Consider the following 23479-nt stretch of genomic DNA (forward strand, 5'->3'; position numbering starts at 1 on the left):
GCGGTCAGAAGTCCCAGCGGGTGGCCAGCATGCATTCAGGCCGGTACGAGGAACGCAGCCTCAAGCAACTGCCGGGTATACGCATGCTGCGGGTCGGCAAAAATCGCCTGTGCATCGCCCTGTTCCACTACCTGCCCATGCTTGACCACCATCAGTTGATGACTCAGTGCTTTCACCACCGCCAAGTCATGGCTGATAAACAGGTAAGTCAGGTTGTACTTGGCCTGCAGGCTGCGCAGCAGTTCGACCACCTGGCGTTGCACCGTGCGGTCCAGGGCCGAAGTGGGTTCGTCGAGTAAAATCAGGCGCGGTTTGAGCACCAGTGCACGGGCAATGGCGATGCGCTGACGTTGGCCGCCGGAGAACTCATGGGGGTAGCGATGCCGGGATTCCGGGTCCAGGCCCACTTCCTTGAGCGCGGCGATAATCGCTGCTTCCTGCTCGGCCGGTGTACCCATTTTGTGAATGCGCAAACCTTCGCCAACGATCTCACTGACGCACATGCGCGGGCTCAGGCTGCCGAACGGGTCCTGGAACACCACCTGCATTTCCCGGCGCAGCGGGCGTACCTGTTGCTGCGTCAGGCGGTCAAGCTGTTGGCCTTCGAAGCAGATGTCGCCCTTGCTGCCGATCAAGCGCAGGATCGCCAAACCGAGGGTGGATTTGCCCGAGCCGCTTTCGCCAACGATGCCCAGGGTTTGCCCTTGGGGCAGGCTGAAGTTGATGCCATCCACCGCTTTGACGTAATCGACGGTGTTGCGCAAAAAGCCTTTCTTGATCGGGAACCACACCTTGAGATCATCGACCACCAGCAGCGGCGGCCCCACTACGTTATTGGCCGGACCTCCGCTGGGCTCGGCCGCCAGCAGTTCCTGGGTGTAAGGGTGTTGCGGCGACTGGAACAGCGTCTCGCACTCGGCCTGCTCGACGATGCAACCTTTCTGCATCACGCACACACGATGGGCAATGCGCCGCACCAGGTTCAGGTCGTGGCTGATCAGCAGCAAGGCCATGCCCAAGCGCGCCTGCAATTCCTTGAGCAGTTCGAGAATCTTCAACTGCACCGTCACGTCGAGCGCCGTGGTCGGCTCGTCGGCGATCAACAACTCCGGCTCGTTGGCCAATGCCATGGCGATCATCACCCGCTGGCGCTGGCCGCCGGACAATTCATGGGGCAGGGCCTTGAGGCGTTTGTGCGGTTCGGGAATGCCGACCAATTCCAGCAATTCCAGGGTGCGCTGGGTGGCAACCTTGCCGGTCAGCCCCTTATGCAGGCCGAGCACTTCGTTGATCTGTTTCTCGATATTGTGCAGCGGGTTCAACGAGGTCATCGGCTCCTGGAAGATCATCGCGATCCGGTTGCCGCGAATGTGCCGCAGGGTCTTTTCCTTGAGGGTCAGCAGGTCTTGCCCGGCGTATTCGATGGTGCCGCTCGGATGCCGCGCCAGCGGGTAGGGCAGCAGGCGCAGGATCGAATGGGCGGTCACCGATTTGCCGGAGCCGCTTTCGCCGACCAGTGCGATGGTTTCGCCACGCTTGATGTCGAAGCTGACGTTGTTGACCACGCGGTGGTGATGCTCGCCAGTGACGAACTCGACGCTGAGGTCGCGGATTTCGATCAGATTGTCCTGATTCATCTCATTTCCTCGGGTCGAAGGCATCGCGAGCGGACTCGCCGATAAACACCAGCAGGCTCAACATGATCGCGAGCACGGCGAACGCACTCATGCCCAGCCACGGCGCTTGCAGGTTGGATTTGCCCTGGGCCACCAGTTCGCCCAGGGACGGCGAGCCGGCGGGTAAACCAAAGCCGAGGAAGTCCAGGGCGGTAAGGGTGCCGATGGCGCCGGTGAGGATGAACGGCATGAAGGTCATGGTCGAGACCATGGCGTTGGGCAGGATATGGCGGAACATGATCGCGCCGTTCTGCATGCCCAAGGCGCGGGCTGCACGCACGTATTCAAGGTTGCGCCCGCGCAGGAACTCGGCGCGCACCACGTCCACCAGGCTCATCCACGAAAACAGCAACATGATGCCCAGCAGCCACCAGAAGTTGGGCTGCACAAAACTCGCGAGGATGATCAACAGATACAACACCGGCAGCCCGGACCAGATTTCCAGGAAACGCTGCCCGGCCAGGTCGACCCAGCCGCCGTAGAATCCCTGCAAGGCCCCGGCGATCACGCCAATGATCGAGCTGAGGATGGTCAGGGTCAGGGCAAACAGCACCGACACCCGAAAACCGTAGATCACCCGCGCCAGTACATCGCGGCCCTGGTCATCGGTGCCCAGCAAGTTCACGGATGACGGCGGCGCCGGGGCTGGCACTTTGAGGTCGTAGTTGATGCTCTGGTAGCTGAACGGGATCGGCGCCCACAAGGTCCAGGCGTCCTTGGCCTTGAGCAGCTCCTGGATATACGGGCTCTTGTAGTTGGCTTCCAGCGGGAACTCGCCGCCGAAGGTGGTCTCCGGGTAGCGCTTGAGCGCCGGGAAATACCAGTCGCCGTCGTAGTGCACAGCCAGCGGTTTGTCGTTGGCGATCAGCTCCGCGCCCAGGCTCAGCCCGAACAGGATCAGGAACAGCCACAGCGACCACCAGCCACGTTTGTTGGCTTTGAAACGCTCGAACCGGCGACGATTGAGGGGGGACAGATTCATCTCAATGCTCCCGGCTGGCGAAGTCGATACGCGGATCGACCAGGGTGTAGGTGAGGTCACCGATCAGTTTCACGATCAGCCCCAGCAGGGTGAAGATAAACAGCGTGCCGAACACCACCGGGTAGTCACGGTTGATCGCCGCTTCAAAGCTCATCAGGCCCAGGCCGTCGAGGGAGAAGATCACTTCCACCAGCAATGAGCCAGTGAAGAAGATGCCGATAAACGCCGAGGGGAAACCGGCGATCACCAGTAGCATCGCGTTACGGAACACATGGCCGTAAAGCACGCGGTGGTTGGTCAGGCCCTTGGCCTTGGCGGTGACCACGTACTGCTTGTTGATCTCGTCGAGAAAGCTGTTTTTGGTGAGCAGCGTCATGGTCGCGAAGTTGCCGATGACCAGCGCGGTGATCGGCAACGCCAAGTGCCAGAAGTAGTCGAGGATCTTGCCGCCCCAGCTCAGCTCGTCAAAGTTGTTGGAGGTGAGCCCGCGCAACGGGAACCAGTCCAAGTAACTGCCGCCGGCGAATACCACGATCAACAGGATCGCGAACAGGAACGCCGGGATCGCATAGCCGACGATGATCGCCGAACTGGTCCACACGTCGAAATGGCTGCCATGGCGCGTAGCCTTGGCGATCCCCAGGGGGATCGACACCAGGTACATGATCAGCGTGCTCCATAACCCGAGGGAGATGGACACCGGCATCTTTTCCTTGATCAGGTCGATGACCTTGGCGTCACGGAAGAAGCTGTCGCCAAAATCCAGCTGGGCGTAGTTCTTGACCATGATCCACAAGCGTTCCGGCGCCGACTTGTCGAAGCCGTACATCTTTTCGATTTCCTTGATCAGCGCCGGGTCCAGGCCCTGGGCGCCGCGATAGCTGCTGGAGCCGGCCACCGAGACTTCGGCGCCGCCGCCGGCAATGCGGCTGGTGGCGCCTTCAAAGCCCTCAAGCTTGGCGATCATCTGTTCCACCGGGCCACCGGGGGCGGCCTGGATGATGATGAAGTTGATCAGCAGGATCCCGAACAATGTGGGGATGATGAGTAACAGGCGGCGAACAATATAGGCCAGCATTCAATCGCCTCCGCTCGCCGGATCGGCGTTCGTGTCTGTGTTCAGGGGGACGGCAGGTTTGACATTGGGTTTGCTCCACCAGGTGGCGGTGCCCACGTCGTAGCGCGGCGGTACCTTGGGGTGGCCCAGGTGATCCCAATACGCCACGCGGAACGTCTTGATGTGCCAGTTGGGAATCACGTAGTAGCCAAACTGCAACACGCGATCCAGGGCTTTGGCATGGGCCACCAGGCTTTTGCGCGAATCGGAGTCGATCAGTTCCTCTACCAATTGGTCAACCGCCGGGTCCTTGAGGCCCATGTAGTTGCGGCTGCCGGGTTTATCGGCGCTGGAGGATTTCCAGAATTCGCGCTGTTCGTTACCGGGCGAGGTGGACTGCGGGAAGCTGCCCACCAGCATGTCGAAGTCCCGCGAGCGGATACGATTGACGAACTGCGAGACGTCGACGCGGCGGATCACCAGGTCGATGCCCAGGTCGGCCAGGTTACGCTTGAAGGGCAGCAGGATACGTTCGAATTCAGTCTGGGCGAGCAGGAATTCGATCTTCACCGGTTTGCCGGTGGGGTCGACCATCTTGTCATCGACGATACGCCAACCGGCTTCCTGCAGCAGTTGGTAGGCTTCGCGTTGCTGGGTGCGGATCATGCCGCTGCCGTCGGTCTTGGCCGGTTCGAAAGCCTGGGTGAAGACTTCGGGTGGGATCTTGTCGCGCAGCGGTTCGAGGATTTTCAGCTCATCAGGGCCGGGCAGGCCAGTGGCCGCCATCTCCGAGTTTTCGAAGTAGCTGCGGGTACGGGTGTAGGCGCCGTTGAACAGCTGCTTGTTGCTCCATTCGAAATCCAGCAACAGACTGATGGCCTTGCGCACGCGCACGTCTTCGAACATGGGTTTGCGCATGTTGAACACAAAACCTTGCATCCCGGTGGGGTTACCGTTGGGAATCTCTTCCTTGATCAAGCGGCCTTCGGTCACGGCCGGGATGTTGTAGGCGTTGGCCCAGTTCTTGGCGCTGAATTCCAGCCAATAGTCGAACTGCCCAGCCTTCAAGGCTTCCAGGGAGACGGTGCTGTCGCGATAGTAGTCGGTGATGCGGTTATCGAAATTGTAGAAACCCTTGGTGACCGGCAAGTCCTTGGCCCAGTAGTCCTTGACCCGCTCGTAGCGGATCATGCGCCCGGCCTTGACCTCGGCGACCTTGTACGGCCCGCTGCCCAACGGCACTTCAAGGTTGCCCTTGGCGAAGTCGCGGGTCGCCCACCAATGCTTGGGCAACACCGGCAGTTGCCCGAGGATCAGCGGTAATTCGCGGTTGTTGGTGCGCTTGAACTTGAACAGCACTTTCAGCGGATCTTCGGCAATGACTTCGTCGACGTCGGCGTAATAGGTGCGGTAGATCGGCGAACCTTCCTTGATCAGTTCCTGGAAGGTAAACACCACGTCTTCGGCACGGATCGGGTGGCCATCATGGAAGCGCGCTTCGGGGCGCAGGTAGAAACGCACCCAACTGTTGTCCGGGGCTTTTTCGATCTTGCCGGCGACCAGGCCGTATTCGGTGATGGGTTCATCCAGGCTTTGCATGGCCAGGGTGTCGTAGATCAGGCCGAGGTTGTCCGCCGGCACGCCTTTGGCAATGTAGGGGTTGAGGCTGTCGAAGCCGCCCATGGCCGACTCGCGGAACGTGCCGCCCTTGGGGGCATCCGGGTTCACATAGTCGAAGTGCTTGAAGTCGGCCGGGTATTTCGGCGGCTCGTTGTACAGCGTCAGCGCATGCTGCGGCGCCGCGTGGGCCGCGCAGCTCAGCAACAAGCCGGCAAACAGTGAAGAACGCAAAGACATCATTGGGCTTTCTCCGACGCTTTGAGCCACCACGCGCTCAGGCCCAGGCTGTAGGGCGGCGTGGCGACAAAGGCGAACCGGTTGCGGTACGCCAGGCGATGATAGTTGAGGTACCAGTTTGGAATGCTGTAGTGCTGCCACAGCAGCACCCGGTCGAGGGCGCGGCCGGCGGCCAGTTGTTCTTCGCGAGTCTGGGCGGCCAGCAGTTGTTCCAGCAGATGATCGACGATCGGGTTGGCGATGCCTGCGTAGTTCTTGCTGCCCTTGATCGCGGCCTGGCTGGAGTGGAAGTACTGCCACTGCTCAAGGCCGGGGCTCAGGGTCTGGTTGAGGGTGATCAGGATCATGTCGAAGTCGAATTGATCCAGGCGCTGCTTGTACTGCGCGCGGTCGACGGTGCGCAGGCGCGCGTCGATGCCGATGCTGATCAGGTTCTCCACATAGGGTTGCAGGATGCGCTCCAGGTTCGGGTTGACCAGCAGCATCTCAAAGCGCAGCGGCTGCCCATCTTTGTTGAGCAAGCGCTGGCCCGAGAGTTTCCAGCCAGCCTCGCCCAGCAGTGCCAGGGCGCGGCGCATGTTCTCGCGGGGGATACCGCGCCCGTCGGTCTGCGGCAGGCTGAAGGCTTGGGTAAACAGGTTCGCCGGCAATTGCTCGCGGTACGGCGAGAGCATCAGCCATTCGTGGCCCACGGGTACGCCGCTCGCGGCGAACTCGCTGTTGGGGTAGTAGCTCAAGGTGCGTTTGTAGGCGTTGCTGAACAGGGTGCGGTTGGTCCACTCGAAGTCGAACATCAGCCCCAGGGCTTCACGCACCTTGGCCTGGCTGAAGGTCGGTCGGCGGGTGTTCATGAACAGGCCCTGGCTTTGGGTGGGGATCTGGTGGGCGATCTGCGCCTTGATCACCTCACCCCGGTTCACCGCAGGGAAGTTGTAGCCATTGGCCCAGTTCTTGGCCTGGTGCTCTATATAGATGTCGAATTCGCCGGCCTTGAAGGCCTCGAAGGCCACGTCGCTGTCGCGGTAGAACTCCACTTCGACCTTGTCGTAATTGTAAAAGCCCCGGTTGACCGGCAGGTCCTTGCCCCAGTAATCCTTGACCCGCTCAAACACCAGCTGGCGTCCCGGGGTGACCTTGCTGATACGGTACGGTCCGCTGCCCAGCGGCGGTTCGAAGGTGGTGGCCTTGAAGTCGCGGTTTTTCCAATAATGCTGGGGCAATACCGGCAGCTCACCCAGGCGCAGAATCAGCAGCGGGTTGCCGGCGCGCTTGAACACAAACCGGATGCGGTGAGGATTGAGGATGTCCACCCGCGCCACTTCCTGCAGGTTGGTGCGGTATTGCGGATGGCCCTCGGTCAGCAGGGTGCGATAGGAAAAGGCCACGTCATCGGCGGTGATCGGCTTGCCATCATGAAAGCGCGCTTCCGGGCGCAAATTGAACACCACCCAGCTGCGGTCCTCGCTGTACTCGACCGATTGGGCAATCAATCCGTAGCTAGAGGTGGGCTCATCACCGGACGGCGCGTACTGGCCGGTGCCGACCATCAACGGCTCATTGAGCTCGTTGACGCCGTATTGCAGGAAATTGGGGGTGGAAACCGGGCTGGAGCCCTTGAAGGTATAGGGGTTGAGCGTATCGAAGGTGCCAAATGCCATGACCCGCAAAGTCCCGCCTTTCGGCGCTGCAGGGTTGACCCAGTCGAAGTGGGTGAATTTGGCCGGGTACTTGAGCCTGCCGAACTGCGTATAACCGTGGCTCTCGGTAATCGTCGCGTTCGCACCAAAGCTCAAGGCCAGACTTATTAGTAGAAGGAGGGGACGCTTCAAGTCAGAGATCCGATCCAGGCGGCTTGGGCTTTATGGTCGGTACAGTAACAGCTTGTTCCGGTTGGAAAAAGCCAGTCCCAGACACTCGAGAACCAATGTGGGAGGGGGCTTGCCCCCGATAGCAGGCTGTCAGCTACCAGATTCACTGGTTGACACACCGCTATCGGGGGCAAGCCCCCTCCCACAATTAGATCCGTAGTGTTCCCGAGTTATCAGCGCGGCCCTGAAACCACCAGCATCTGCCCCGGCTTCAATGCCTGGCCAGTACGCGGGTTCCAACGCTTGAGATGTTGCATCTCGACGTTGAATCGCTTGGCGACGATGTACAGCGAGTCGCCTTTCTTGACCTTGTACTGCACCGGCTTCTTGCTGCTGGCCACCGCGCGGCGGGTGTCCTGCATCACCAACGTCTGACCGACCTTCAGTGCCTGGCCATTAAGCTGGTTCCAGCGCTGCAGGTCATGCACATCGACCTTGTTGGCCTTGGCGATCAGCGTGAGGTTGTCGCCGCTGCGCACCTTGTAGCTGCGGCTGCGGCCGGCCACGCGTGCGGTCTCGACTTCGTCGAACACCTGTTTTTTCGGGCGCATCGCCAGCAATTCTTCCGGCTTCATCGTCGAAAGGGTGCTGGTCAGCAACTGCGCCTTGGAGCTCGGTACCAACAGATGTTGCGGGCCGTCCAGGGTGGTGCGTTGTTTCAGGGCCGGGTTGAGCTGGAACAGTTCGTCTTCGTCGATTTCAGCCAGCGCGGCGACCCGTGACAGGTCCATGCTTTGCTTGACTTCAACCACTTCGAAGTACGGCGTGTTCGCAATCGGGTTCAGGTTGACGCCGTAGGCCTCGGGGGCCAGCACCACTTGGGAGAGCGCCAGGAACTTGGGCACGTAGTCCTTGGTTTCCTGGGGCAGGGGCAGGTTCCAGTAGTCGGTCGGCAGGCCGAGCTTTTCGTTGCGCTCGATGGCGCGGCTCACGGTGCCTTCGCCGGCATTGTAGGCGGCCAGCGCCAACAGCCAGTCGCCGTTGAACATGTCATGCAGGCGTGTCAGGTAGTCGAGGGCGGCGGTGGTGGAGGCGGTGATGTCGCGTCGGCCGTCGTAGGCGCGGGTCTGGCGCAGGTTGAAGTAGCGCCCGGTGGAGGGGATGAACTGCCACAGGCCCACCGCATCGCTGCGTGAATAGGCCATCGGGTTGTAGGCACTTTCGATCACCGGCAGTAGCGCCAGCTCCAGGGGCATGTTGCGTTCTTCAAGGCGTTCGACGATGTAATGAATGTAGAGACTGCCGCGTTCGCCGGCGTTCTCCAGGAAGGACGGGTTACTCGCGAACCACAGGCGCTGTTGCTCGATGCGCGGGTTGACGCCAACGTTGTCCTGCAATTGAAAGCCCCGGCGCATGCGTTCCCAGACGTCCTGGGGTACTTCGGGGCTGGGCTTCTCTGTGAGCCAGATAGGTTTTTGCTTGATCTTGGCAGCAAGATTGGGTTTGGGTTGCACGGTGGTTTGTGCAGCGTAATTTGTCGATTGGCAGCCCGCCAGAGTTGCGGAGACAGCCACCGCCACAGCTTGAGCCAGGCGGGTCAATGCGTCTGAATGGTTGGATTTACGAATAGATGACGACATTGGCTGGAAGTAAGTTCCGGGCAAAAATGTCGGGCGATTCTAGAAAGCGCTTTGGTTCCGGTCAACCATTCAGAAATTACGTATCAGATTGCATCGTCTTAGAACTTATCTTTCCACGCCCTCAAGCTAGCAAAAACCTCGGCCCCAGAGCGGTTGTCGCGGCCGTTCCGTTCGTCCGCTTTTTGTTTAACGGATGTTTCAGAGGTGCGCAAAAAAGGGTTGGTGCGTTTTTCCAGGGCCAGGTTGGAGGGCAGTGTTATCTCGCCACGGGCCCGCAGTTGGCGGACGCTTTCCACCCGTTCGGCGATATCGGCGTTGTCTGGTTCCACCGCTTGGGCAAACTTGAGGTTACTTTGTGTGTATTCGTGGGTGCAGTACACCAAGGTGTCGGCGGGCAGGGCAGCCAAACGCTCCAGCGAAGTGTGCATCTGTTCAGGCGTGCCCTCGAACAGGCGCCCGCAACCGGCGGCGAACAGGGTGTCGCCACACAACAGCACGCCCGGGTGATAAAAAGCGATATGGCCTAGGGTGTGGCCGGGCACGGCATAAATGTCGAAGTCCCAGCCGAGCACCGTGATGCGGTCGTTATCATTTAACGCCACGTCCCGCGCCGGGATCTGTTCGTTGGCCGGGCCGTAGACCTTGGCGTTGGTCGCGCGCTTGAGTTGTTCGACGCCACCCACGTGGTCATGGTGATGGTGGGTGATCAGGATATCGCTCAAAGTCCACTCGGGATTTTGCGTGAGCCAGGCCAGTACCGGCGCGGCATCGCCGGGGTCGACCACCGCGCAGCGCTTTTTAGGCGGGTCCTGTAACAACCAGATGTAGTTATCGGTGAAGGCGGGCAGGGCACTGATCTGTATCATTCTTCGATTCGCCAAGCTAAACACATTGGTGCATCTTAGAACGTCTAGGCGAGTTGGAGAATGCAATGACTGATAAAGCGTTCGCCCAGGCCGATCCTGAGTGGCTGGCCCTGATCGGCGCGGCCCGTGAATGGCTGTCCGGGCCCATCGGGCAATTTCTGCTGGATGAAGAACGGCGCATGCTCGAAGACGAGCTGGGCCGCTTCTTTGGTGGCTATCTGGTGCATTACGGTCCCTCCGCACAGACGCCGCCGTCTGCGCCGCAGGTGCAACGCAATGTGCGCCTGGGCGCACCGTTGCCGGGCGTCGAGATCGTTTGCGAGGAGCAGGCCTGGCCGTTGAGCGAGCACGCCGCCGATGTGGTGGTGTTGCAGCATGGCCTGGATTTCTGCCTGTCGCCCCACGGTTTGCTGCGCGAGGCGGCGAGCAGCGTGCGCCCTGGTGGCCATTTGCTGATTGTCGGCATCAACCCTTGGAGCAGTTGGGGGCTGCGCCATGTGTTCGCCCATGATGGCCTGCGCCAGGCGCGCTGCATCGCGCCGTCGCGGGTTGCGGACTGGCTGAACCTGCTGGGCTTCGCGCTGGAGAAACGCCGCTTCGGGTGCTATCGTCCGCCGCTTGCCTCGACCAAGTGGCAGGCGCGCCTCAGCGGCTGGGAACGCCGGGCGGGTATCTGGCAGCTCTCGGGCGGCGGCTTCTATCTATTAGTGGCGCGCAAGATTGTGGTCGGGCTACGGCCGGTGCGCCAGGTAGCGCGCCAGCCCATCGGCAAACTGGTGCCGATGCCGATGGCCAAGGTCAACCGCAAGCAAAGTGAAACGTAAAACCCCTTTTTGATTTAAGACCGAGTAACTGATGACTGACAGCGTAGAACTCTTCACCGATGGCGCCTGCAAGGGCAACCCAGGCCCTGGCGGCTGGGGCGCCTTGCTGGTGTGCAAGGGCGTCGAGAAGGAACTGTGGGGCGGCGAAGCCAACACCACCAACAACCGCATGGAACTGATGGGCGCGATTCGCGGCCTGGAAGAACTCAAGCGTCGCTGCAACGTGCTGCTGGTCACCGACTCGCAGTACGTGATGAAGGGCATCAACGAATGGATGGTCAATTGGAAGAAGCGCGGCTGGAAGACCGCCGCCAAGGAACCGGTAAAAAATGCCGACCTGTGGCAATTGCTCGACGAGCAATGCAATCGCCATGACATCACTTGGAAGTGGGTTCGCGGGCACATCGGCCACCCCGGCAACGAGCGGGCAGACCAGCTCGCCAACCGTGGTGTAGACGAGGTGCGAGGCTACAAGCAGAGCTGACGTGCTAACATCGCGCCCTTTGACGCACACCACAGTGCACACCACCGTTGAGAGCTGAACCCTGATGGCCATCCGATCTGTTGTACTCGATACCGAAACCACCGGCATGCCGGTGACTGACGGCCACCGGATCATTGAAATCGGCTGTGTCGAACTCATGGGTCGGCGTCTCACCGGGCGTCACTTCCACGTCTACCTGCAACCGGACCGCGACAGTGACGAAGGCGCCATCGGCGTTCACGGTATCACCGACGAGTTCCTCAAGGGCAAGCCACGCTTCGCTGAAGTGGCCGATGAGTTCTTCGAATTCATCAAGGGCGCCCAACTGATCATCCATAACGCGGCGTTCGACGTCGGTTTCATCAATAACGAATTTGCCCTGATGGGGCAGACTGATCGTGCAGACATTTCCCAGCACTGCTCGATCCTCGATACCTTGATGATGGCCCGTGAACGTCACCCCGGCCAGCGCAACAGCCTCGATGCGTTGTGCAAGCGGTATGGTGTCGACAACTCCGGCCGCGAACTCCACGGCGCTCTGCTCGACTCCGAGATTCTCGCCGACGTCTACCTGACCATGACCGGCGGGCAGACCAGCCTTTCGTTGGCGGGTAATGCGTCCGATGGCAGTGGCTCGGCAGAAGGCTCGGGCAACCGTCCTTCGGAAATCCGCCGCCTGCCGGCAGATCGCAAGCCGACCACGATTCTTCGCGCCAGCGAACAGGACATGGTCGAGCATGCGCAACGCCTGGAAGCAATTGCCAAGTCGGCTGGTGCTCCTGCGTTGTGGACTCAGCTGACACAACAATAGCCATCAAAATGTCGGAGGGGGCTTGCCCCCCCTACAGTTGATCTCCATAGCTTTCAAAATCTTCATTCGCGTCATCGCAGCCTAGCTTCTACCCTGAGTGCATAGCCCTCAGGACTCTACGCCCTCATGTACAAAGACCTGAAGTTCCCTGTTCTTATCGTGCACCGCGACATCAAGGCCGACACCGTTGCTGGCGACCGGGTCCGCGGCATTGCCCGGGAGCTGGAACAGGAGGGCTTCAGTGTTTTTTCCGCCGTGGACTACGCCGAAGGTCGGCTGGTGGCGTCTACCCATCACGGCCTGGCCTGCATGTTGATCGCCGCCGAGGGCGCTGGCGAAAATACCCACCTGCTGCAAAACATGGTCGAGCTGATTCGCCTGGCGCGGGTGCGGGCACCCAACCTGCCGATCTTTGCCCTGGGCGAGCAAGTCACCCTGGAAAACGCCCCGGCCGATGCCATGAGCGAACTCAACCAGCTGCGCGGCATCCTTTATCTGTTCGAAGACACCGTGCCATTCCTGGCCCGGCAAGTGGCCCGCGCCGCACGCACCTATCTTGATGGCCTGCTGCCGCCATTCTTCAAGGCCTTGGTACAACACACCGCCGACTCCAATTATTCCTGGCACACCCCCGGTCATGGCGGCGGCGTGGCGTATCGCAAAAGCCCGGTGGGGCAGGCGTTTCATCAGTTCTTCGGGGAAAACACCCTGCGTTCGGATTTGTCGGTTTCAGTGCCCGAACTGGGCTCGCTGCTGGACCACACCGGCCCGCTGGCCGAAGCCGAGGCTCGTGCTGCGCGCAACTTCGGCGCCGACCACACCTTCTTTGTGATCAATGGCACATCCACCGCCAACAAGATCGTTTGGCATTCCATGGTCGGCCGCGATGACCTGGTGCTGGTGGACCGCAACTGCCACAAATCCGTCCTGCACTCGATCATCATGACCGGCGCGATCCCGCTGTACCTGTGCCCGGAACGCAATGAACTGGGGATCATCGGCCCCATTCCCCTGAGCGAATTCAGCCCCGAGTCGATCCGCGCCAAGATCGACGCCAGCCCCCTGACCTGTGGGCGGCCCGCGAAAGTGAAGATGGCCGTGGTCACCAACTCCACCTATGACGGCCTGTGCTACAACGCCGAGCTGATCAAGCAGCAACTGGGCAACAGCGTCGAGGTGCTGCACTTTGACGAAGCCTGGTATGCCTACGCAGCGTTCCATGAGTTTTTCGCCGGGCGCTATGGCATGGGCACCTCGCGTACCCCGGACAGCCCGCTGGTGTTTACCACCCATTCCACCCACAAACTGCTGGCGGCCTTCAGCCAGGCCTCGATGATCCATGTCCAGGACGGCGGTGCGCGGCAGCTGGACCGCGACCGTTTCAACGAAGCGTTCATGATGCACATCTCCACCTCGCCGCAATACAGCATCATCGCCTCGCTGGACGTGGCGTCGGCGATGATGGAAGGCCCGGCCGGGCGTTCGTTGCTCCAGGAAATGTTCGATGAGGCCCTGAGTTTTCGCCGCGCCCTGGCTAATCTGCGCCAGCATATCGCCGCCGAGGACTGGTGGTTCTCCATCTGGCAACCGCCGTCGGTGGCCGGCATCGACCGCGTCGCCACGGCGGATTGGCTGTTGCAGCCGCAGGATGAGTGGCATGGCTTTGGTGATGTGGCCGAAGACTATGTGTTGCTGGACCCGATCAAAGTCACGCTGGTGATGCCCGGCCTCAATGCAGGCGGTGCCTTGAGCGATTGCGGGATTCCCGCGGCGGTGGTCAGTAAATTCCTCTGGGAGCGCGGGCTGGTGGTAGAAAAGACCGGGCTGTATTCCTTTCTGGTGCTGTTTTCCATGGGCATCACCAAAGGCAAATGGAGCACGTTGCTCACCGAGTTGCTGGAGTTCAAGCGCAGTTATGACGCGAATAGCAGCCTGGCCAGTTGTTTGCCGTCAGTATTTGCCCAGGGCCCGGCGCGTTATCAGGGCCTGGGTTTGCGCGACCTGTGCGACCAACTGCACAGTTGCTACCGCAGCAACGCCACCGCCAAACACCTCAAGCGCATGTACACCGTATTACCGGACGTCGCGATGAAACCGGCGGACGCCTACGACCAATTGGTAAGAGGAGAAGTGGAGGCCGTGTCGATTGATGCCTTGCCAGGACGCGTCGCAGCCGTGATGCTGGTGCCTTATCCGCCGGGCATTCCGTTGATCATGCCTGGCGAGCGCTTTACCGAGTCAACCCGCTCGATCATCGACTACCTGGCATTTGCCCGGACGTTCGATAGCAGTTTCCCCGGTTTTGTTGCCGATGTTCACGGGTTACAACACGAAGATGACGGCAGTGGTCGTTGTTACACCGTAGATTGCATCAAGGGTTAAGGATGTTTATGCAAGCCGTAATGAACCCGAAGTATCCAGGGCTCAGTGTGCGAGTCGCCGACGAAGGCTTCGATGCCTACGTGTGGGGCAATGACTTCAGTTTCGAGGTCAGCGCCTATAGCGTGCCGGAGATGGGCAAGCGCGTCGATCAGTGGCCGCTGGAGCGCATCCTGCCGTACCGCAAATGTTATGGAATTGATCCTGAGGAGTTCGCCAGTTTCCGCGATGCGCCAGACAGCGCGATTTTCATGGCCTACCTGGACGATCGAGCGGTGGGGCATATCGTGGTCAGTACCAACTGGAATGGTTTTGCCCATGTGGATGAACTGGCGGTGGTCCTGCCGGCACGGCGGCACGGCGTGGCCAAGGCGTTGCTGGATGTGGCGCAGTTCTGGAGCCGCAAGAAAAACCTGCCGGGCATGATGCTCGAAACCCAAAACAACAACCTCGGCGCGTGCCGTCTTTATGAGCGCTGCGGTTATGTGATGGGGGGGATCGACCACCTGCGTTATCGCGGCATCGACCCGCAAACGCGCGAAGTGGCGATTTTCTGGTATCGGTTGTTCAAATCCGAAGTCGACAAGACTTAACCCAACAGCAGGCTTTCAGCCTTCTGCGTGACAATCTCCAGCAATGCATTCAAGGCTGCAGAAGCCATCCCATCCTTGAGGGTCAGCGCGTACAGATGGATCGTGATCGGCGGCGACACCGGGCATGCATCCAGCCCGGCCTCCCGTGCGCCGAACGCGGTGAACGGGTCGACAATCGCCAGGCCTTCTCCCGCTTCCACCATGCTGCGCATCATCTGGTAGGTCTGCACGCGCGTTTGCACCACCGGCAGTGGCCGAAGGGCTTGCAGCTTGGCGTCCAGCAGGCGGCTGAGTGGGTCTTGCCCCTCCAGCCCGATCATCGACTGCCCGGCCAGGTCCTGCAGCGCAATGTACTTTTGCTTGGGCTTGAGCCAACCGTGGGGTGCGAGTAGCTGCAGTTTGCCCTGGGCGAGCACGGTTCTGAGGATTTGCGGGTGCTCCGGGTCATGCAGGCTCAGGCCGACGTCGGCCTCGTGCAGCAACAGGCTCCTGACGATTTCTCGTGTGGGCTGGCTCGACAGGTTGCAGGGGGTGTCCTGGAACCGTCGGCGCAGCACCGCGATGCTGTGCGGCAACAGTTGATTGGCCAGGGGCGGGGTGCAGAGCGCTCGCAGGGGTGGGGCGTGATGGTGTTTCAGGCGGCTGGCCAGCCGTTGCACCGGCTCCAACGCTTCGTACACATGGGCGATTTCTGCCTGCAACGCCAGGGTTTCCCGCGTTGCCTGCAAGCGCCCGCGTACGCTGGCGAACAGCATAAAACCCAGTTGCTGCTCGGCTTCCTTGAGCGACGCCTCCACATCGCCCACGGGGAGCTGCAACCATTCGGCGGCCGTGCCGAGGTGTCCGGTCTGCAAGATGGCCTGAATCACTTCGAGATGACGTAAACGCATGGCCGGAGTCTATGTGCAGTGCAGTGGGGTTTCAATGGTACAAGTGGTCGTGCGTAAAAAAGACGGTGCAGGTCGCCTGTGCCACTGGCGTTCAATCACGACCTCACTAGAATGGCTTGTCTGATCATCAACGACCAAAGCCGGATACCGGCACTTACAACAAAAACAGGTCTGGTCTCAAATGCCTATTCCCTCGACGTTCTTCGGGGTAACGGCCAAGCAACTCCTGGTCCTGGTGACCGTAGGGTGCGCGGCGGCTTATCTCTTCAGCAATCACGACGACACACCGCAGAGCCTCGCGCTCGAAGCGTTTATCCGTGCCCAGGAACAGGTGGGCGAGCAGGTGGGGGCGGTGTTGGGGGTTACTCTGGTCAGGCAGGTGGAGGCATATCCCGCCTACAACACGTCAGGCTACACGCGCACGGTGTACGCCGTTGAAGGGGAGCGGGGGCACTTGCTGGTGACGCTCAAGCAGAGCGAGCAGGGTCTTGAAGTCACGGAGATCCGCAGCCCTTGATCACCCCGGCCCAGTCGATGCCATCAATGGCCAGGACTGAGCAGGTCATCAAGGCGAGATCTTATGACGCGAGGGTGGTTTGCGATTCGCGGACAATAATGATGCCCGACTGGATCAGTTTGAACTCATCGCCTTCCAGTTTTTCTACACGGTCGCCAATGGCCAGCTTGTAGGTCGTGGTGGGCGTCGAGCCAGCCAAGTCGGCTTGCGCCGGGTTGGATTCCTGGAACTCATGCACGGAATACACGCGGCCTTCCGCGTCTCTGGCATGGAACTGTCCGACAAGTACTGCTGCCATCTGTTTAGAACCTCTGGAGATAAACACTCGATTTACGGTTCTGTAGACCGCCATAAAGAGAGGTAGTTTGCCTACACAAAAAAAATACTATTCATTGAGATTTTCAGACACTTCCTACGCAGCAGCGTGCGACGCAAACGCCTGGAGGAATCTCAAAACCTTCTGGTGAACCCGTCGTGAAGTCTCTATAACTACAAGCTCCATTAGTCAGACATCGGGAAAACCTCCATGAGCAAGGTCTACACGATTGCCGTCCTGGTTGGCAGCTTGAGAAAACAGTCGATCAACCGCAAGGTCGCGTTGGCATTGGCCGAACTGGCTCCGGCCAATCTGAAGTTGAGCATTGTCGAAATCGGCGATCTGCCGCTCTACAACGAAGACATCGACGCTGATTCACCGCCGGCAGCCTACAGTACTTTCCGCAAACAGGTGAGTTCATCCGACGCGGTGCTGTTCGTGACACCGGAATACAACCGCTCGGTGCCGGCCCCATTGAAGAATGCGATTGACGTGGGTTCCCGCCCTTATGGACAAAGCGCCTGGAGTGGCAAACCGGGAGCGATCATCAGCGTGTCGCCGGGCGCCATTGGCGGCTTTGGCGCCAACCACCATCTGCGCCAGTCCCTGGTGTTCCTGGATGTGTGGTGCATGCAGCAGCCGGAAGCCTACCTGGGTGGGGCGGGCAGTGTGTTTGATGAGTCGGGCAAGGTGTCAGAAAAGACCAAGCCGTTTTTGCAGACCTTCATTGATGCCTACGCACAATGGGTAGAAAAACAGACCGCATAGGTATCTACGCAAGTTCCACAGGATAATGCGAAGCGGCTGCCAAGTATCCCCGTCACCCGTAGCAGCTGCCGAGCGCAAGCGAGGCTGCGTTGGGCGCCCCGCAGATCGCGGGGTGTCAATACGTCCGCCACGCAGCCTCGCCAGGCAAGCCCCTCTTCACCTGTTCAGATCAGCGCAGCCAGTTGGTCCGCGCTAATTCGATCACCTCATCGCCACGCCCACTCATCACCGCCTTGAGCATATACAGGCTGAACCCCTTGGCCTGTTCCAGCTTGATGCTCGGCGGCATCACCAGTTCCTGAGTGGCGGTTACCACATCCACCAGCACCGGGCCATCGTGGGCCAGGGCGCGGCGCAGGGCGGGTTCCAGATCTGCGGATTGCTCCACGCGAATGCCGAGGATTCCCATGGCGTTGGACATCGCCGCGAAATCCGGATTCTTCAGCTCGGTGCCCGTGTCCAGATAACCCGCGGCCTTCATCTCCATGGCGACAAATCCCAGTGACGAGTTATCAAATACGATGACTTTGACCGGCAACTTCAGCTGCGCCAGCGAGATGAAATCCCCCATCAGCATGGCGAAACCGCCGTCGCCGGACATGGAAATCACTTGCCGACCCGCAAATGCGGCCTGCGCGCCAATCGCCTGGGGCATCGCGTTGGCCATGGAACCATGGTTGAACGAGCCGATCAGGCGGCGCTTGCCGTTCATCTTCAGGTAGCGCGCCGCCCAGACCGTGGGTGAGCCGACATCGGCGGTAAAGATCGCGTCATCGTCGGCCAACTCACTGAGCAGTCGCGCAACGTATTGCGGGTGGATCGGTCGATTGGCCTTGGACGGTTGCGCAAGGTCGTCCAGCCCCTGACGGGCTTTTACGTAATGCTTCAACGAGGTTTCAAGGAAGCTGCGATCCGTCTTGCGGGTCAAGCGCGGCAGCAGGGCATCGATGGTTTCGCTGACATCCGCGGCGATACCCAGGTCCAAGGTGGCGCGACGGCCCAGTGCCTGCGGATTGCGGTCGACCTGGATGATTTTTGCGTCGGTGGGGTAGAACTGGCGATACGGGAAGTCGGTGCCGAGCATGATCAGCGTGTCGCAGTCGAGCATGGCGTGGTACCCGGAGCTGAAACCGATCAGGCCGGTCATGCCCACATCAAAGGGGTTATCCCATTCCACATGTTCCTTGCCGCGCAAGGCGTGCACCACCGGCGCGCCCAACATGTCCGCCAGGGCCACCACTTGCGCATGGGCGCCGGCACAGCCGCTGCCACACAGCAGCGTGACTTTTTCACTGCGCGAGAGGATCTCGCTCAATTGCAGCAGATCGGCCTCTGCCGGCAAGGTGCGTGGCGCGTGCAGGGCCGGCCACGGCTTGAGGGTGTCTTCGACTTCCAGCAGCGACACATCCCCCGGAATCACCACCACCGCCACGCCGCGATTGAGGATCGCCGAGCGCATGGCGCGATGCAGCACCTGGGGCATCTGCGCGGGGTTGGTGACCAGCTCTATAAAGTGGCTGCACTCCTTGAACAGTTCCTGGGGATGGGTCTCCTGGAAGTAGTTCAGGCCGATTTCCGAGGACGGAATCTGTGCGGCAATCGCCAGCACCGGCACATGGTTGCGATGGCAGTCGAACAGACCATTGATCAAGTGCAGATTTCCCGGCCCGCAACTGCCGGCGCACACCGACAACTCGCCGGTGGCGGCGGCCTCTGCGCCGGCGGCAAAGGCGGCGACTTCTTCGTGGCGCACGTGCATCCACTCGATACTGTCCATGGTGCGCAGCGCATCGGTGAGACCGTTGAGGCTGTCGCCGGTCAGGCCCCAGATGCGCTTGATGCCCGCCTGTTCAAGGGTGGTCGCCAGTTGCTGGGCCAGGTTGATTTTCGCCATGAAGCACTCCAATCGTCAGTGAGGTTAAAAGCTGCTGATCAATAGGGGACAGTTCGATCACGACGAATGCTCCTTCTTTAATGTGAAGATTGCGTCATGGCAGCGCGGTATTGCCGTGTGCGGCGGGCGATAAACCATTGGTCACACGCCAGTGCCAACCAGGGCATCACCTTGGGGTTGGGCCGCCGACCACGGCTGAGGCGGCGCATCTGGTTGCGCACCACGGCGAGCGTGGCGAGCGAGGCCAGGGGCTTGCGCTTCCAGTCGATCGGCTTGAGTTGCGGGTTGAGGTCGCGACCTTCGCGCCAGTGTTTGATCAACTGCGGTTCCAGCGTCAGGGCGGTGGCGATACCGGCCATGGCGATGCCGCTGTCCAGCACTTGCTGCACGATAGGCAGGCGGCGAATGCCCCCGGTGACCATCACGGGCATGCTGGCGACGCTGGCCATTTGGGCGGCAAATTCAAGGAAGTACGCTTCACGGGCGAGCGTGCGACCGTCCCGTGCTTCGCCTTGCATGGCGGGCGCTTCATAGCTGCCGCCGGACAGTTCCAGCAGGTCGATGGGCAATGGGTTGAGCATTTCCACCACTGCCCGCGCATCGGTTTCGTCAAAGCCGCCGCGCTGGAAATCCGCCGAATTGAGTTTGACCGCCACGCAAAACGACGGGCTGACGCTGGCGCGCACGGCGTGAATCACTTCCAGCAGCAGGCGCGCACGGTTTTCCAGCGAGCCGCCCCAGCGGTCAGTGCGGTGGTTGCTCAAGGGCGAGAGAAACTGACTCAGCAAATAGCCGTGGGCGCCGTGGATCTGCACGCCGGTAAAGCCGGCTTTCTCGGCCAGGCGTGCGCTGGTGGCGAAGCGCTGGATCACGTCCTGGATTTCGTCTTCGCTCATGGCTTTGGGCTTGGCGAACATCTTGGAAAAACTGCCCAGGTCGAGGGCAATGGCGGACGGCGCCAACGCTTGCTGGCCGAGATTGGCCATGGTCTGGCGCCCTGGATGACTGAGCTGCACCCAGAAGTGCACGCCCTTGTTGCGCGCCACATCGGCCCATTCGCGAAAGCTGTCCAGGTGTTGCTCGTTTTCCAGGGCCACGCCGCCGGGGCCGGTCATGGCGTGGCGGTCGATCATCACATTGCCGGTCAACAGCAGGCCGGGTTCGCCGTCTGCCCAGGCCTTGTACAACTGCTTCAATTCGCGGGACGGCGCCTGGTTGATATCGGCCATGTTTTCTTCCATCGCCGCCTTGGCGATGCGGTTGGCGATGACTTGGCCGTTGGGCAGTTGCAAGGCTTCAAAAGGTGACATGCGTTGACTCCTGAGTAGGGGAGGCCTCAGGCTAAGCTTAAAGTTAACTTTAATGTCAAGCAGGCGTTGTGATGAATATTGGTGAGCTGGCAAAACAGAGCGGCCTGGCGGCTTCGCGCATCCGCTTTTACGAGAGCGAAGGCTTGATCAGTCAGGTGGGACGCCAAGCCAATGGCTATCGGCGCTATTCAGAAGACGCGTTGCAAACCTTGCAGTTGATCCAGAGCGCGCAACAGGCCGGGTTTACCTTGCAGGAACTCAAGGCGTTGATGCCCGCGCCGGGGGAGCACAAGCGCGACGAACTCATCCTGGCCTTGGAGAGCAAGGTGGCGCAGATCGAAGTGATGCAGGCGCAACTGGTCCACAGCAAAGCCCAGTTGCTGGGAGTGATTGAGGCCGTACGTGCGCAGCCGGAAGGCGTCCCATGCTCCATGGGACAGAAACAGGTGCTGGCGTCGATCAAACTCCAGCCATGAAAAAGCCCTGGCATGCCAGGGCTTTTTCATGTCCGCAAACTTACCGGCGACGAAACAGCGGCAGCGGCTCATCCGTTGCAGCCTGGTACGTCACCGAGAAGTCCTTGAGGCTTTCCAGCGCTTCGTACGGGTCTTTGTCTGCGCGCAGGGCGAAGGCATCGAACCCGCAGCGGCGCAGGTAGAACAACTGGTCGCGCAGCACGTCGCCAATCGCCCGCAGTTCGCCCTTGTAACCGTAGCGGTCACGCAGCAGGCGGGCGTTGGAGTAGTTGCGACCGTCGGTGAAGGCCGGGAAATTCAGCGCGATGACCTGGAAGTGTTCCACGTCGGCGCCGATCTCTTCGGCTTCTTCATCGGCGTCCAGCCACACACCCAGGCCGCCGTCGCGGGCCTTGAGGGCGTGGCCGTGTTCGCGCCACAGCGCCAACGGCACGATCAGGTCGTCGCAGTTGGAGATGCCGTCGAAGCTCGCGTCCTTGGGCAGCAGGTGCCAGGTTTCGTCGAGGACTTCGTTGTTCTTAATGATTCGCTGCATAGACGCGCTCCTTGAACAGGTCAATGCCGATGCGCTGGTAGGTGTCGATGAAACGCTCATCTTCGGTGCGCTGTTCGATGTACACATCGATCAGTTTGCCGATCACCTCGGGCATGGCTTCCTGGGCGAAGGACGGGCCGAGGATCTTGCCCAGGCTCGCATCGCGGCTGGCGCTGCCACCCAGGGACACTTGGTAGAATTCTTCGCCTTTCTTGTCCACGCCCAGGATGCCGATGTGGCCGACGTGGTGGTGACCACAGGCGTTCATGCAACCGGAAATGTTCAGGTCCAGCTCGCCGATGTCGAACAGGTAGTCCAGGTCGTCGAAACGGCGCTGGATCGATTCGGCAATCGGGATCGACTTGGCGTTGGCCAGGGAGCAGAAGTCGCCACCCGGGCAGCAGATGATGTCGGTCAAAAGGCCGATGTTCGGCGTGGCGAAACCGCCTTCGCGCAGCTCGCCCCACAGGGTGAACAGTTGGCTCTGCTCAACGTCCGCAAGGATGATGTTCTGCTCGTGAGAGGTACGCAGTTGGCCGAAGCTGTAGCGGTCAGCCAGGTCGGCGACGGCGTCCAGCTGCTTGTCGGTGATGTCGCCCGGTGCAACACCGGTCGGTTTCAGCGACAGGGTCACCGCCACATAGCCCGGCTTTTTGTGCGCCAGGGTGTTGCGGCCACGCCAGCGGGCAAAGCCTGGATGCTGGCGTTCCAGCTCGGCGATTTCGGCGTCCTGGTTGGCCAGGGCCTTGTACTCGGGATCGACGAAATGCTTGGCAACGCGATGCACTTCGGCTTCGGTCAGGGTGGTCTGGCCGCCGCGCAGGTGTTCCATCTCGGCGTCGACTTTCTGGGCGAACACCTCGGGGGTCAGCGCCTTGACCAGGATCTTGATCCGGGCCTTGTACTTGTTGTCACGACGGCCGTAGCGGTTGTAGACCCGCAGGATGGCGTCGAGGTAGCTCAACAGATCCTGCCACGGCAGGAACTCGTTGATGAATGCGCCCACCACCGGCGTACGGCCCAGGCCGCCACCGACCAGCACACGGAAGCCCAACTCGCCAGCGGCGTTGTACACCGGCTCCAGGCCGATGTCGTGGACTTCGATGGCTGCGCGGTCCGAGGTCGAGCCGTTGACGGCGATCTTGAACTTGCGCGGCAGGTAGGCGAATTCCGGGTGGAAGGTGGTCCATTGACGGATGATTTCACACCATGGGCGAGGGTCGATCAGTTCGTCGGCAGCAACGCCGGCGAATTGGTCGGTGGTCACGTTGCGCAGGCAGTTACCGCTGGTCTGAATGGCGTGCATCTGCACGGTGGCCAGTTCAGCCAGGATGTCCGGCACATCTTCCAGGGCCGGCCAGTTGAACTGCACGTTCTGGCGGGTACTGATGTGGGCATAGCCTTTGTCGAAGTCGCGGGCAATCCTGGCCATCATGCGCATCTGGCGCGAAGTCAGTTGGCCGTAGGGCACGGCCACCCGCAGCATCGGCGCAAAGCGCTGAACATAAAGGCCATTTTGCAGGCGCAGAGGGCGGAACTCTTCTTCGCTCAGTTCACCTGCTAAGTAGCGTCGGGTCTGATCACGGAACTGCTTGACGCGGTCCTCGATGATGCGCTGATCGTATTCGTCGTATACGTACATATAGGTCCTGTTCTCGGCAAATCTGCGCGCACGGCCGCGCACTCCCAACGGAGCCGGCGCACGATACCAGTTTGCGTTTATGCGCAAAAGTGATGTTTGGGTATATGGAAATAACCAAAATGACTAATGAGAACGGTTATCGGGATATCCACAT

21 protein-coding genes are annotated in these 23479 nt (G+C 60.6%); 8 read left to right on the forward strand and 13 right to left on the reverse strand.

Annotation, left to right across the window (positions count from 1 at the left end; translation table 11 throughout):
- Positions 1-35: 35 nt before the first annotated feature.
- From AOA60_RS00875 to gloB, 7 genes are all read right to left on the reverse strand, one after another.
- Positions 36-1637, reverse strand: a complete 1602-nt coding sequence (locus tag AOA60_RS00875) for an ABC transporter ATP-binding protein (protein ID WP_099582775.1) — start codon at positions 1635-1637, stop codon at positions 36-38.
- Between the two features lies 1 nt (position 1638).
- Positions 1639-2658 carry an ABC transporter permease gene (locus AOA60_RS00880; RefSeq protein WP_032885814.1) on the reverse strand — a complete coding sequence of 340 codons (1020 nt, stop codon included), beginning with the start codon at positions 2656-2658 and terminating at the stop codon, positions 1639-1641.
- A gap of 1 nt (position 2659) precedes the next feature.
- Positions 2660-3736, reverse strand: coding sequence for a microcin C ABC transporter permease YejB (locus AOA60_RS00885; protein WP_099582776.1), 1077 nt, complete (start codon positions 3734-3736; stop codon positions 2660-2662).
- Positions 3737-5575 (reverse strand): extracellular solute-binding protein, encoded by a 1839-nt coding sequence (locus tag AOA60_RS00890; protein ID WP_099582777.1) that lies wholly within the window; start codon positions 5573-5575, stop codon positions 3737-3739.
- Positions 5572-7401, reverse strand: coding sequence for an extracellular solute-binding protein (locus AOA60_RS00895; RefSeq protein WP_099582778.1), 1830 nt, complete (start codon positions 7399-7401; stop codon positions 5572-5574). The genes AOA60_RS00890 and AOA60_RS00895 overlap by 4 nt, the downstream gene beginning before the upstream one ends.
- Before the next feature lie 212 nt (positions 7402-7613).
- Positions 7614-9020 (reverse strand): lytic transglycosylase domain-containing protein, encoded by a 1407-nt coding sequence (locus tag AOA60_RS00900; RefSeq protein ID WP_099582779.1) that lies wholly within the window; start codon positions 9018-9020, stop codon positions 7614-7616.
- A 98-nt stretch (positions 9021-9118) separates the two neighbouring features.
- Positions 9119-9886: a hydroxyacylglutathione hydrolase gene (gene gloB / locus AOA60_RS00905; protein ID WP_099582780.1), complete on the reverse strand. Its 768-nt coding sequence runs from the start codon at positions 9884-9886 to the stop codon at positions 9119-9121.
- A gap of 65 nt (positions 9887-9951) precedes the next feature.
- On the opposite strand from gloB, the gene AOA60_RS00910 reads away from it, so the two are divergent.
- From AOA60_RS00910 to AOA60_RS00930, 5 genes are all read left to right on the forward strand, one after another.
- Positions 9952-10710: a class I SAM-dependent methyltransferase gene (locus AOA60_RS00910; RefSeq protein ID WP_099582781.1), complete on the forward strand. Its 759-nt coding sequence runs from the start codon at positions 9952-9954 to the stop codon at positions 10708-10710.
- A 31-nt stretch (positions 10711-10741) separates the two neighbouring features.
- Complete coding sequence (gene rnhA / locus AOA60_RS00915) at positions 10742-11194, forward strand: ribonuclease HI (RefSeq protein ID WP_003173571.1); 453 nt, start codon at positions 10742-10744, stop codon at positions 11192-11194.
- Positions 11195-11264: 70 nt separating this feature from the next.
- Positions 11265-12005: a DNA polymerase III subunit epsilon gene (dnaQ, locus tag AOA60_RS00920; protein ID WP_177411613.1), complete on the forward strand. Its 741-nt coding sequence runs from the start codon at positions 11265-11267 to the stop codon at positions 12003-12005.
- Positions 12006-12131: 126 nt separating this feature from the next.
- Positions 12132-14387: an Orn/Lys/Arg decarboxylase N-terminal domain-containing protein gene (locus AOA60_RS00925; RefSeq protein WP_099582783.1), complete on the forward strand. Its 2256-nt coding sequence runs from the start codon at positions 12132-12134 to the stop codon at positions 14385-14387.
- Positions 14388-14395: 8 nt separating this feature from the next.
- Positions 14396-14977, forward strand: a complete 582-nt coding sequence (locus AOA60_RS00930) for a GNAT family N-acetyltransferase (protein WP_099582784.1) — start codon at positions 14396-14398, stop codon at positions 14975-14977.
- Here the strand turns inward: AOA60_RS00930 and AOA60_RS00935 are convergent.
- Entirely contained in the window at positions 14974-15867 is an 894-nt protein-coding gene (locus tag AOA60_RS00935) for a LysR substrate-binding domain-containing protein (protein WP_099582785.1), read from the reverse strand. The genes AOA60_RS00930 and AOA60_RS00935 overlap by 4 nt on opposite strands.
- Positions 15868-16048: 181 nt before the next feature.
- Between AOA60_RS00935 and AOA60_RS00940 the strand changes: the two genes are divergently transcribed.
- Entirely contained in the window at positions 16049-16384 is a 336-nt protein-coding gene (locus AOA60_RS00940; protein WP_099582786.1) for a hypothetical protein, read from the forward strand.
- Positions 16385-16445: 61 nt separating this feature from the next.
- Here the strand turns inward: AOA60_RS00940 and AOA60_RS00945 are convergent, their stop codons facing one another.
- Positions 16446-16682, reverse strand: a complete 237-nt coding sequence (locus AOA60_RS00945) for a hypothetical protein (protein WP_099582787.1) — start codon at positions 16680-16682, stop codon at positions 16446-16448.
- A 228-nt stretch (positions 16683-16910) separates the two neighbouring features.
- Between AOA60_RS00945 and AOA60_RS00950 the strand changes: the two genes are divergently transcribed.
- On the forward strand, positions 16911-17468 hold the full coding sequence (locus AOA60_RS00950) for an NADPH-dependent FMN reductase (protein ID WP_099582788.1): 558 nt from the start codon (positions 16911-16913) through the stop codon (positions 17466-17468).
- Positions 17469-17637: 169 nt separating this feature from the next.
- On the opposite strand, the gene poxB is transcribed toward AOA60_RS00950, so the two are convergent.
- Entirely contained in the window at positions 17638-19362 is a 1725-nt protein-coding gene (poxB, locus tag AOA60_RS00955; RefSeq protein ID WP_099582789.1) for a ubiquinone-dependent pyruvate dehydrogenase, read from the reverse strand.
- Between the two features lie 77 nt (positions 19363-19439).
- Complete coding sequence (locus AOA60_RS00960) at positions 19440-20672, reverse strand: NADH:flavin oxidoreductase/NADH oxidase family protein (protein WP_099582790.1); 1233 nt, start codon at positions 20670-20672, stop codon at positions 19440-19442.
- 71 nt (positions 20673-20743) lie between these two features.
- Here AOA60_RS00960 and AOA60_RS00965 point away from each other — a divergent pair, with 71 nt between their 5' ends.
- Positions 20744-21148 carry a MerR family transcriptional regulator gene (locus tag AOA60_RS00965; RefSeq protein WP_099582791.1) on the forward strand — a complete coding sequence of 135 codons (405 nt, stop codon included), beginning with the start codon at positions 20744-20746 and terminating at the stop codon, positions 21146-21148.
- A gap of 40 nt (positions 21149-21188) precedes the next feature.
- Here the strand turns inward: AOA60_RS00965 and AOA60_RS00970 are convergent, their stop codons facing one another.
- The gene (locus AOA60_RS00970) at positions 21189-21683 is read right to left on the reverse strand and encodes a DUF934 domain-containing protein (protein WP_003235539.1); all 495 of its coding nucleotides are present in this window, start codon (positions 21681-21683) and stop codon (positions 21189-21191) included.
- On the reverse strand, positions 21667-23325 hold the full coding sequence (locus AOA60_RS00975; RefSeq protein ID WP_099582792.1) for a nitrite/sulfite reductase: 1659 nt from the start codon (positions 23323-23325) through the stop codon (positions 21667-21669). The genes AOA60_RS00970 and AOA60_RS00975 overlap by 17 nt, the downstream gene beginning before the upstream one ends.
- Positions 23326-23479 lie beyond the last annotated feature (154 nt).

Origin of the sequence: Pseudomonas sp. 2822-17 (assembly GCF_002742485.1) — a bacterium.
Classification (GTDB): domain Bacteria; phylum Pseudomonadota; class Gammaproteobacteria; order Pseudomonadales; family Pseudomonadaceae; genus Aquipseudomonas; species Aquipseudomonas cyclaminis.

Coding starts and splice junctions, on each gene's coding strand:
- AOA60_RS00875 (WP_099582775.1), bottom strand. CDS start 1,637: ATGAATCAGGACAATCTGATCGAAATCCGCGACCTCAGCGTCGAGTTC.
- AOA60_RS00880 (WP_032885814.1), bottom strand. CDS start 2,658: ATGAATCTGTCCCCCCTCAATCGTCGCCGGTTCGAGCGTTTCAAAGCC.
- AOA60_RS00885 (WP_099582776.1), bottom strand. CDS start 3,736: ATGCTGGCCTATATTGTTCGCCGCCTGTTACTCATCATCCCCACATTG.
- AOA60_RS00890 (WP_099582777.1), bottom strand. CDS start 5,575: ATGATGTCTTTGCGTTCTTCACTGTTTGCCGGCTTGTTGCTGAGCTGC.
- AOA60_RS00900 (WP_099582779.1), bottom strand. CDS start 9,020: ATGTCGTCATCTATTCGTAAATCCAACCATTCAGACGCATTGACCCGC.
- gloB (WP_099582780.1), bottom strand. CDS start 9,886: ATGATACAGATCAGTGCCCTGCCCGCCTTCACCGATAACTACATCTGG.
- AOA60_RS00910 (WP_099582781.1), top strand. CDS start 9,952: ATGACTGATAAAGCGTTCGCCCAGGCCGATCCTGAGTGGCTGGCCCTG.
- rnhA (WP_003173571.1), top strand. CDS start 10,742: ATGACTGACAGCGTAGAACTCTTCACCGATGGCGCCTGCAAGGGCAAC.
- AOA60_RS00925 (WP_099582783.1), top strand. CDS start 12,132: ATGTACAAAGACCTGAAGTTCCCTGTTCTTATCGTGCACCGCGACATC.
- AOA60_RS00930 (WP_099582784.1), top strand. CDS start 14,396: ATGCAAGCCGTAATGAACCCGAAGTATCCAGGGCTCAGTGTGCGAGTC.
- AOA60_RS00935 (WP_099582785.1), bottom strand. CDS start 15,867: ATGCGTTTACGTCATCTCGAAGTGATTCAGGCCATCTTGCAGACCGGA.
- AOA60_RS00940 (WP_099582786.1), top strand. CDS start 16,049: ATGCCTATTCCCTCGACGTTCTTCGGGGTAACGGCCAAGCAACTCCTG.
- AOA60_RS00945 (WP_099582787.1), bottom strand. CDS start 16,682: ATGGCAGCAGTACTTGTCGGACAGTTCCATGCCAGAGACGCGGAAGGC.
- AOA60_RS00950 (WP_099582788.1), top strand. CDS start 16,911: ATGAGCAAGGTCTACACGATTGCCGTCCTGGTTGGCAGCTTGAGAAAA.
- poxB (WP_099582789.1), bottom strand. CDS start 19,362: ATGGCGAAAATCAACCTGGCCCAGCAACTGGCGACCACCCTTGAACAG.
- AOA60_RS00960 (WP_099582790.1), bottom strand. CDS start 20,672: ATGTCACCTTTTGAAGCCTTGCAACTGCCCAACGGCCAAGTCATCGCC.
- AOA60_RS00965 (WP_099582791.1), top strand. CDS start 20,744: ATGAATATTGGTGAGCTGGCAAAACAGAGCGGCCTGGCGGCTTCGCGC.
- AOA60_RS00970 (WP_003235539.1), bottom strand. CDS start 21,683: ATGCAGCGAATCATTAAGAACAACGAAGTCCTCGACGAAACCTGGCAC.
- AOA60_RS00975 (WP_099582792.1), bottom strand. CDS start 23,325: ATGTACGTATACGACGAATACGATCAGCGCATCATCGAGGACCGCGTC.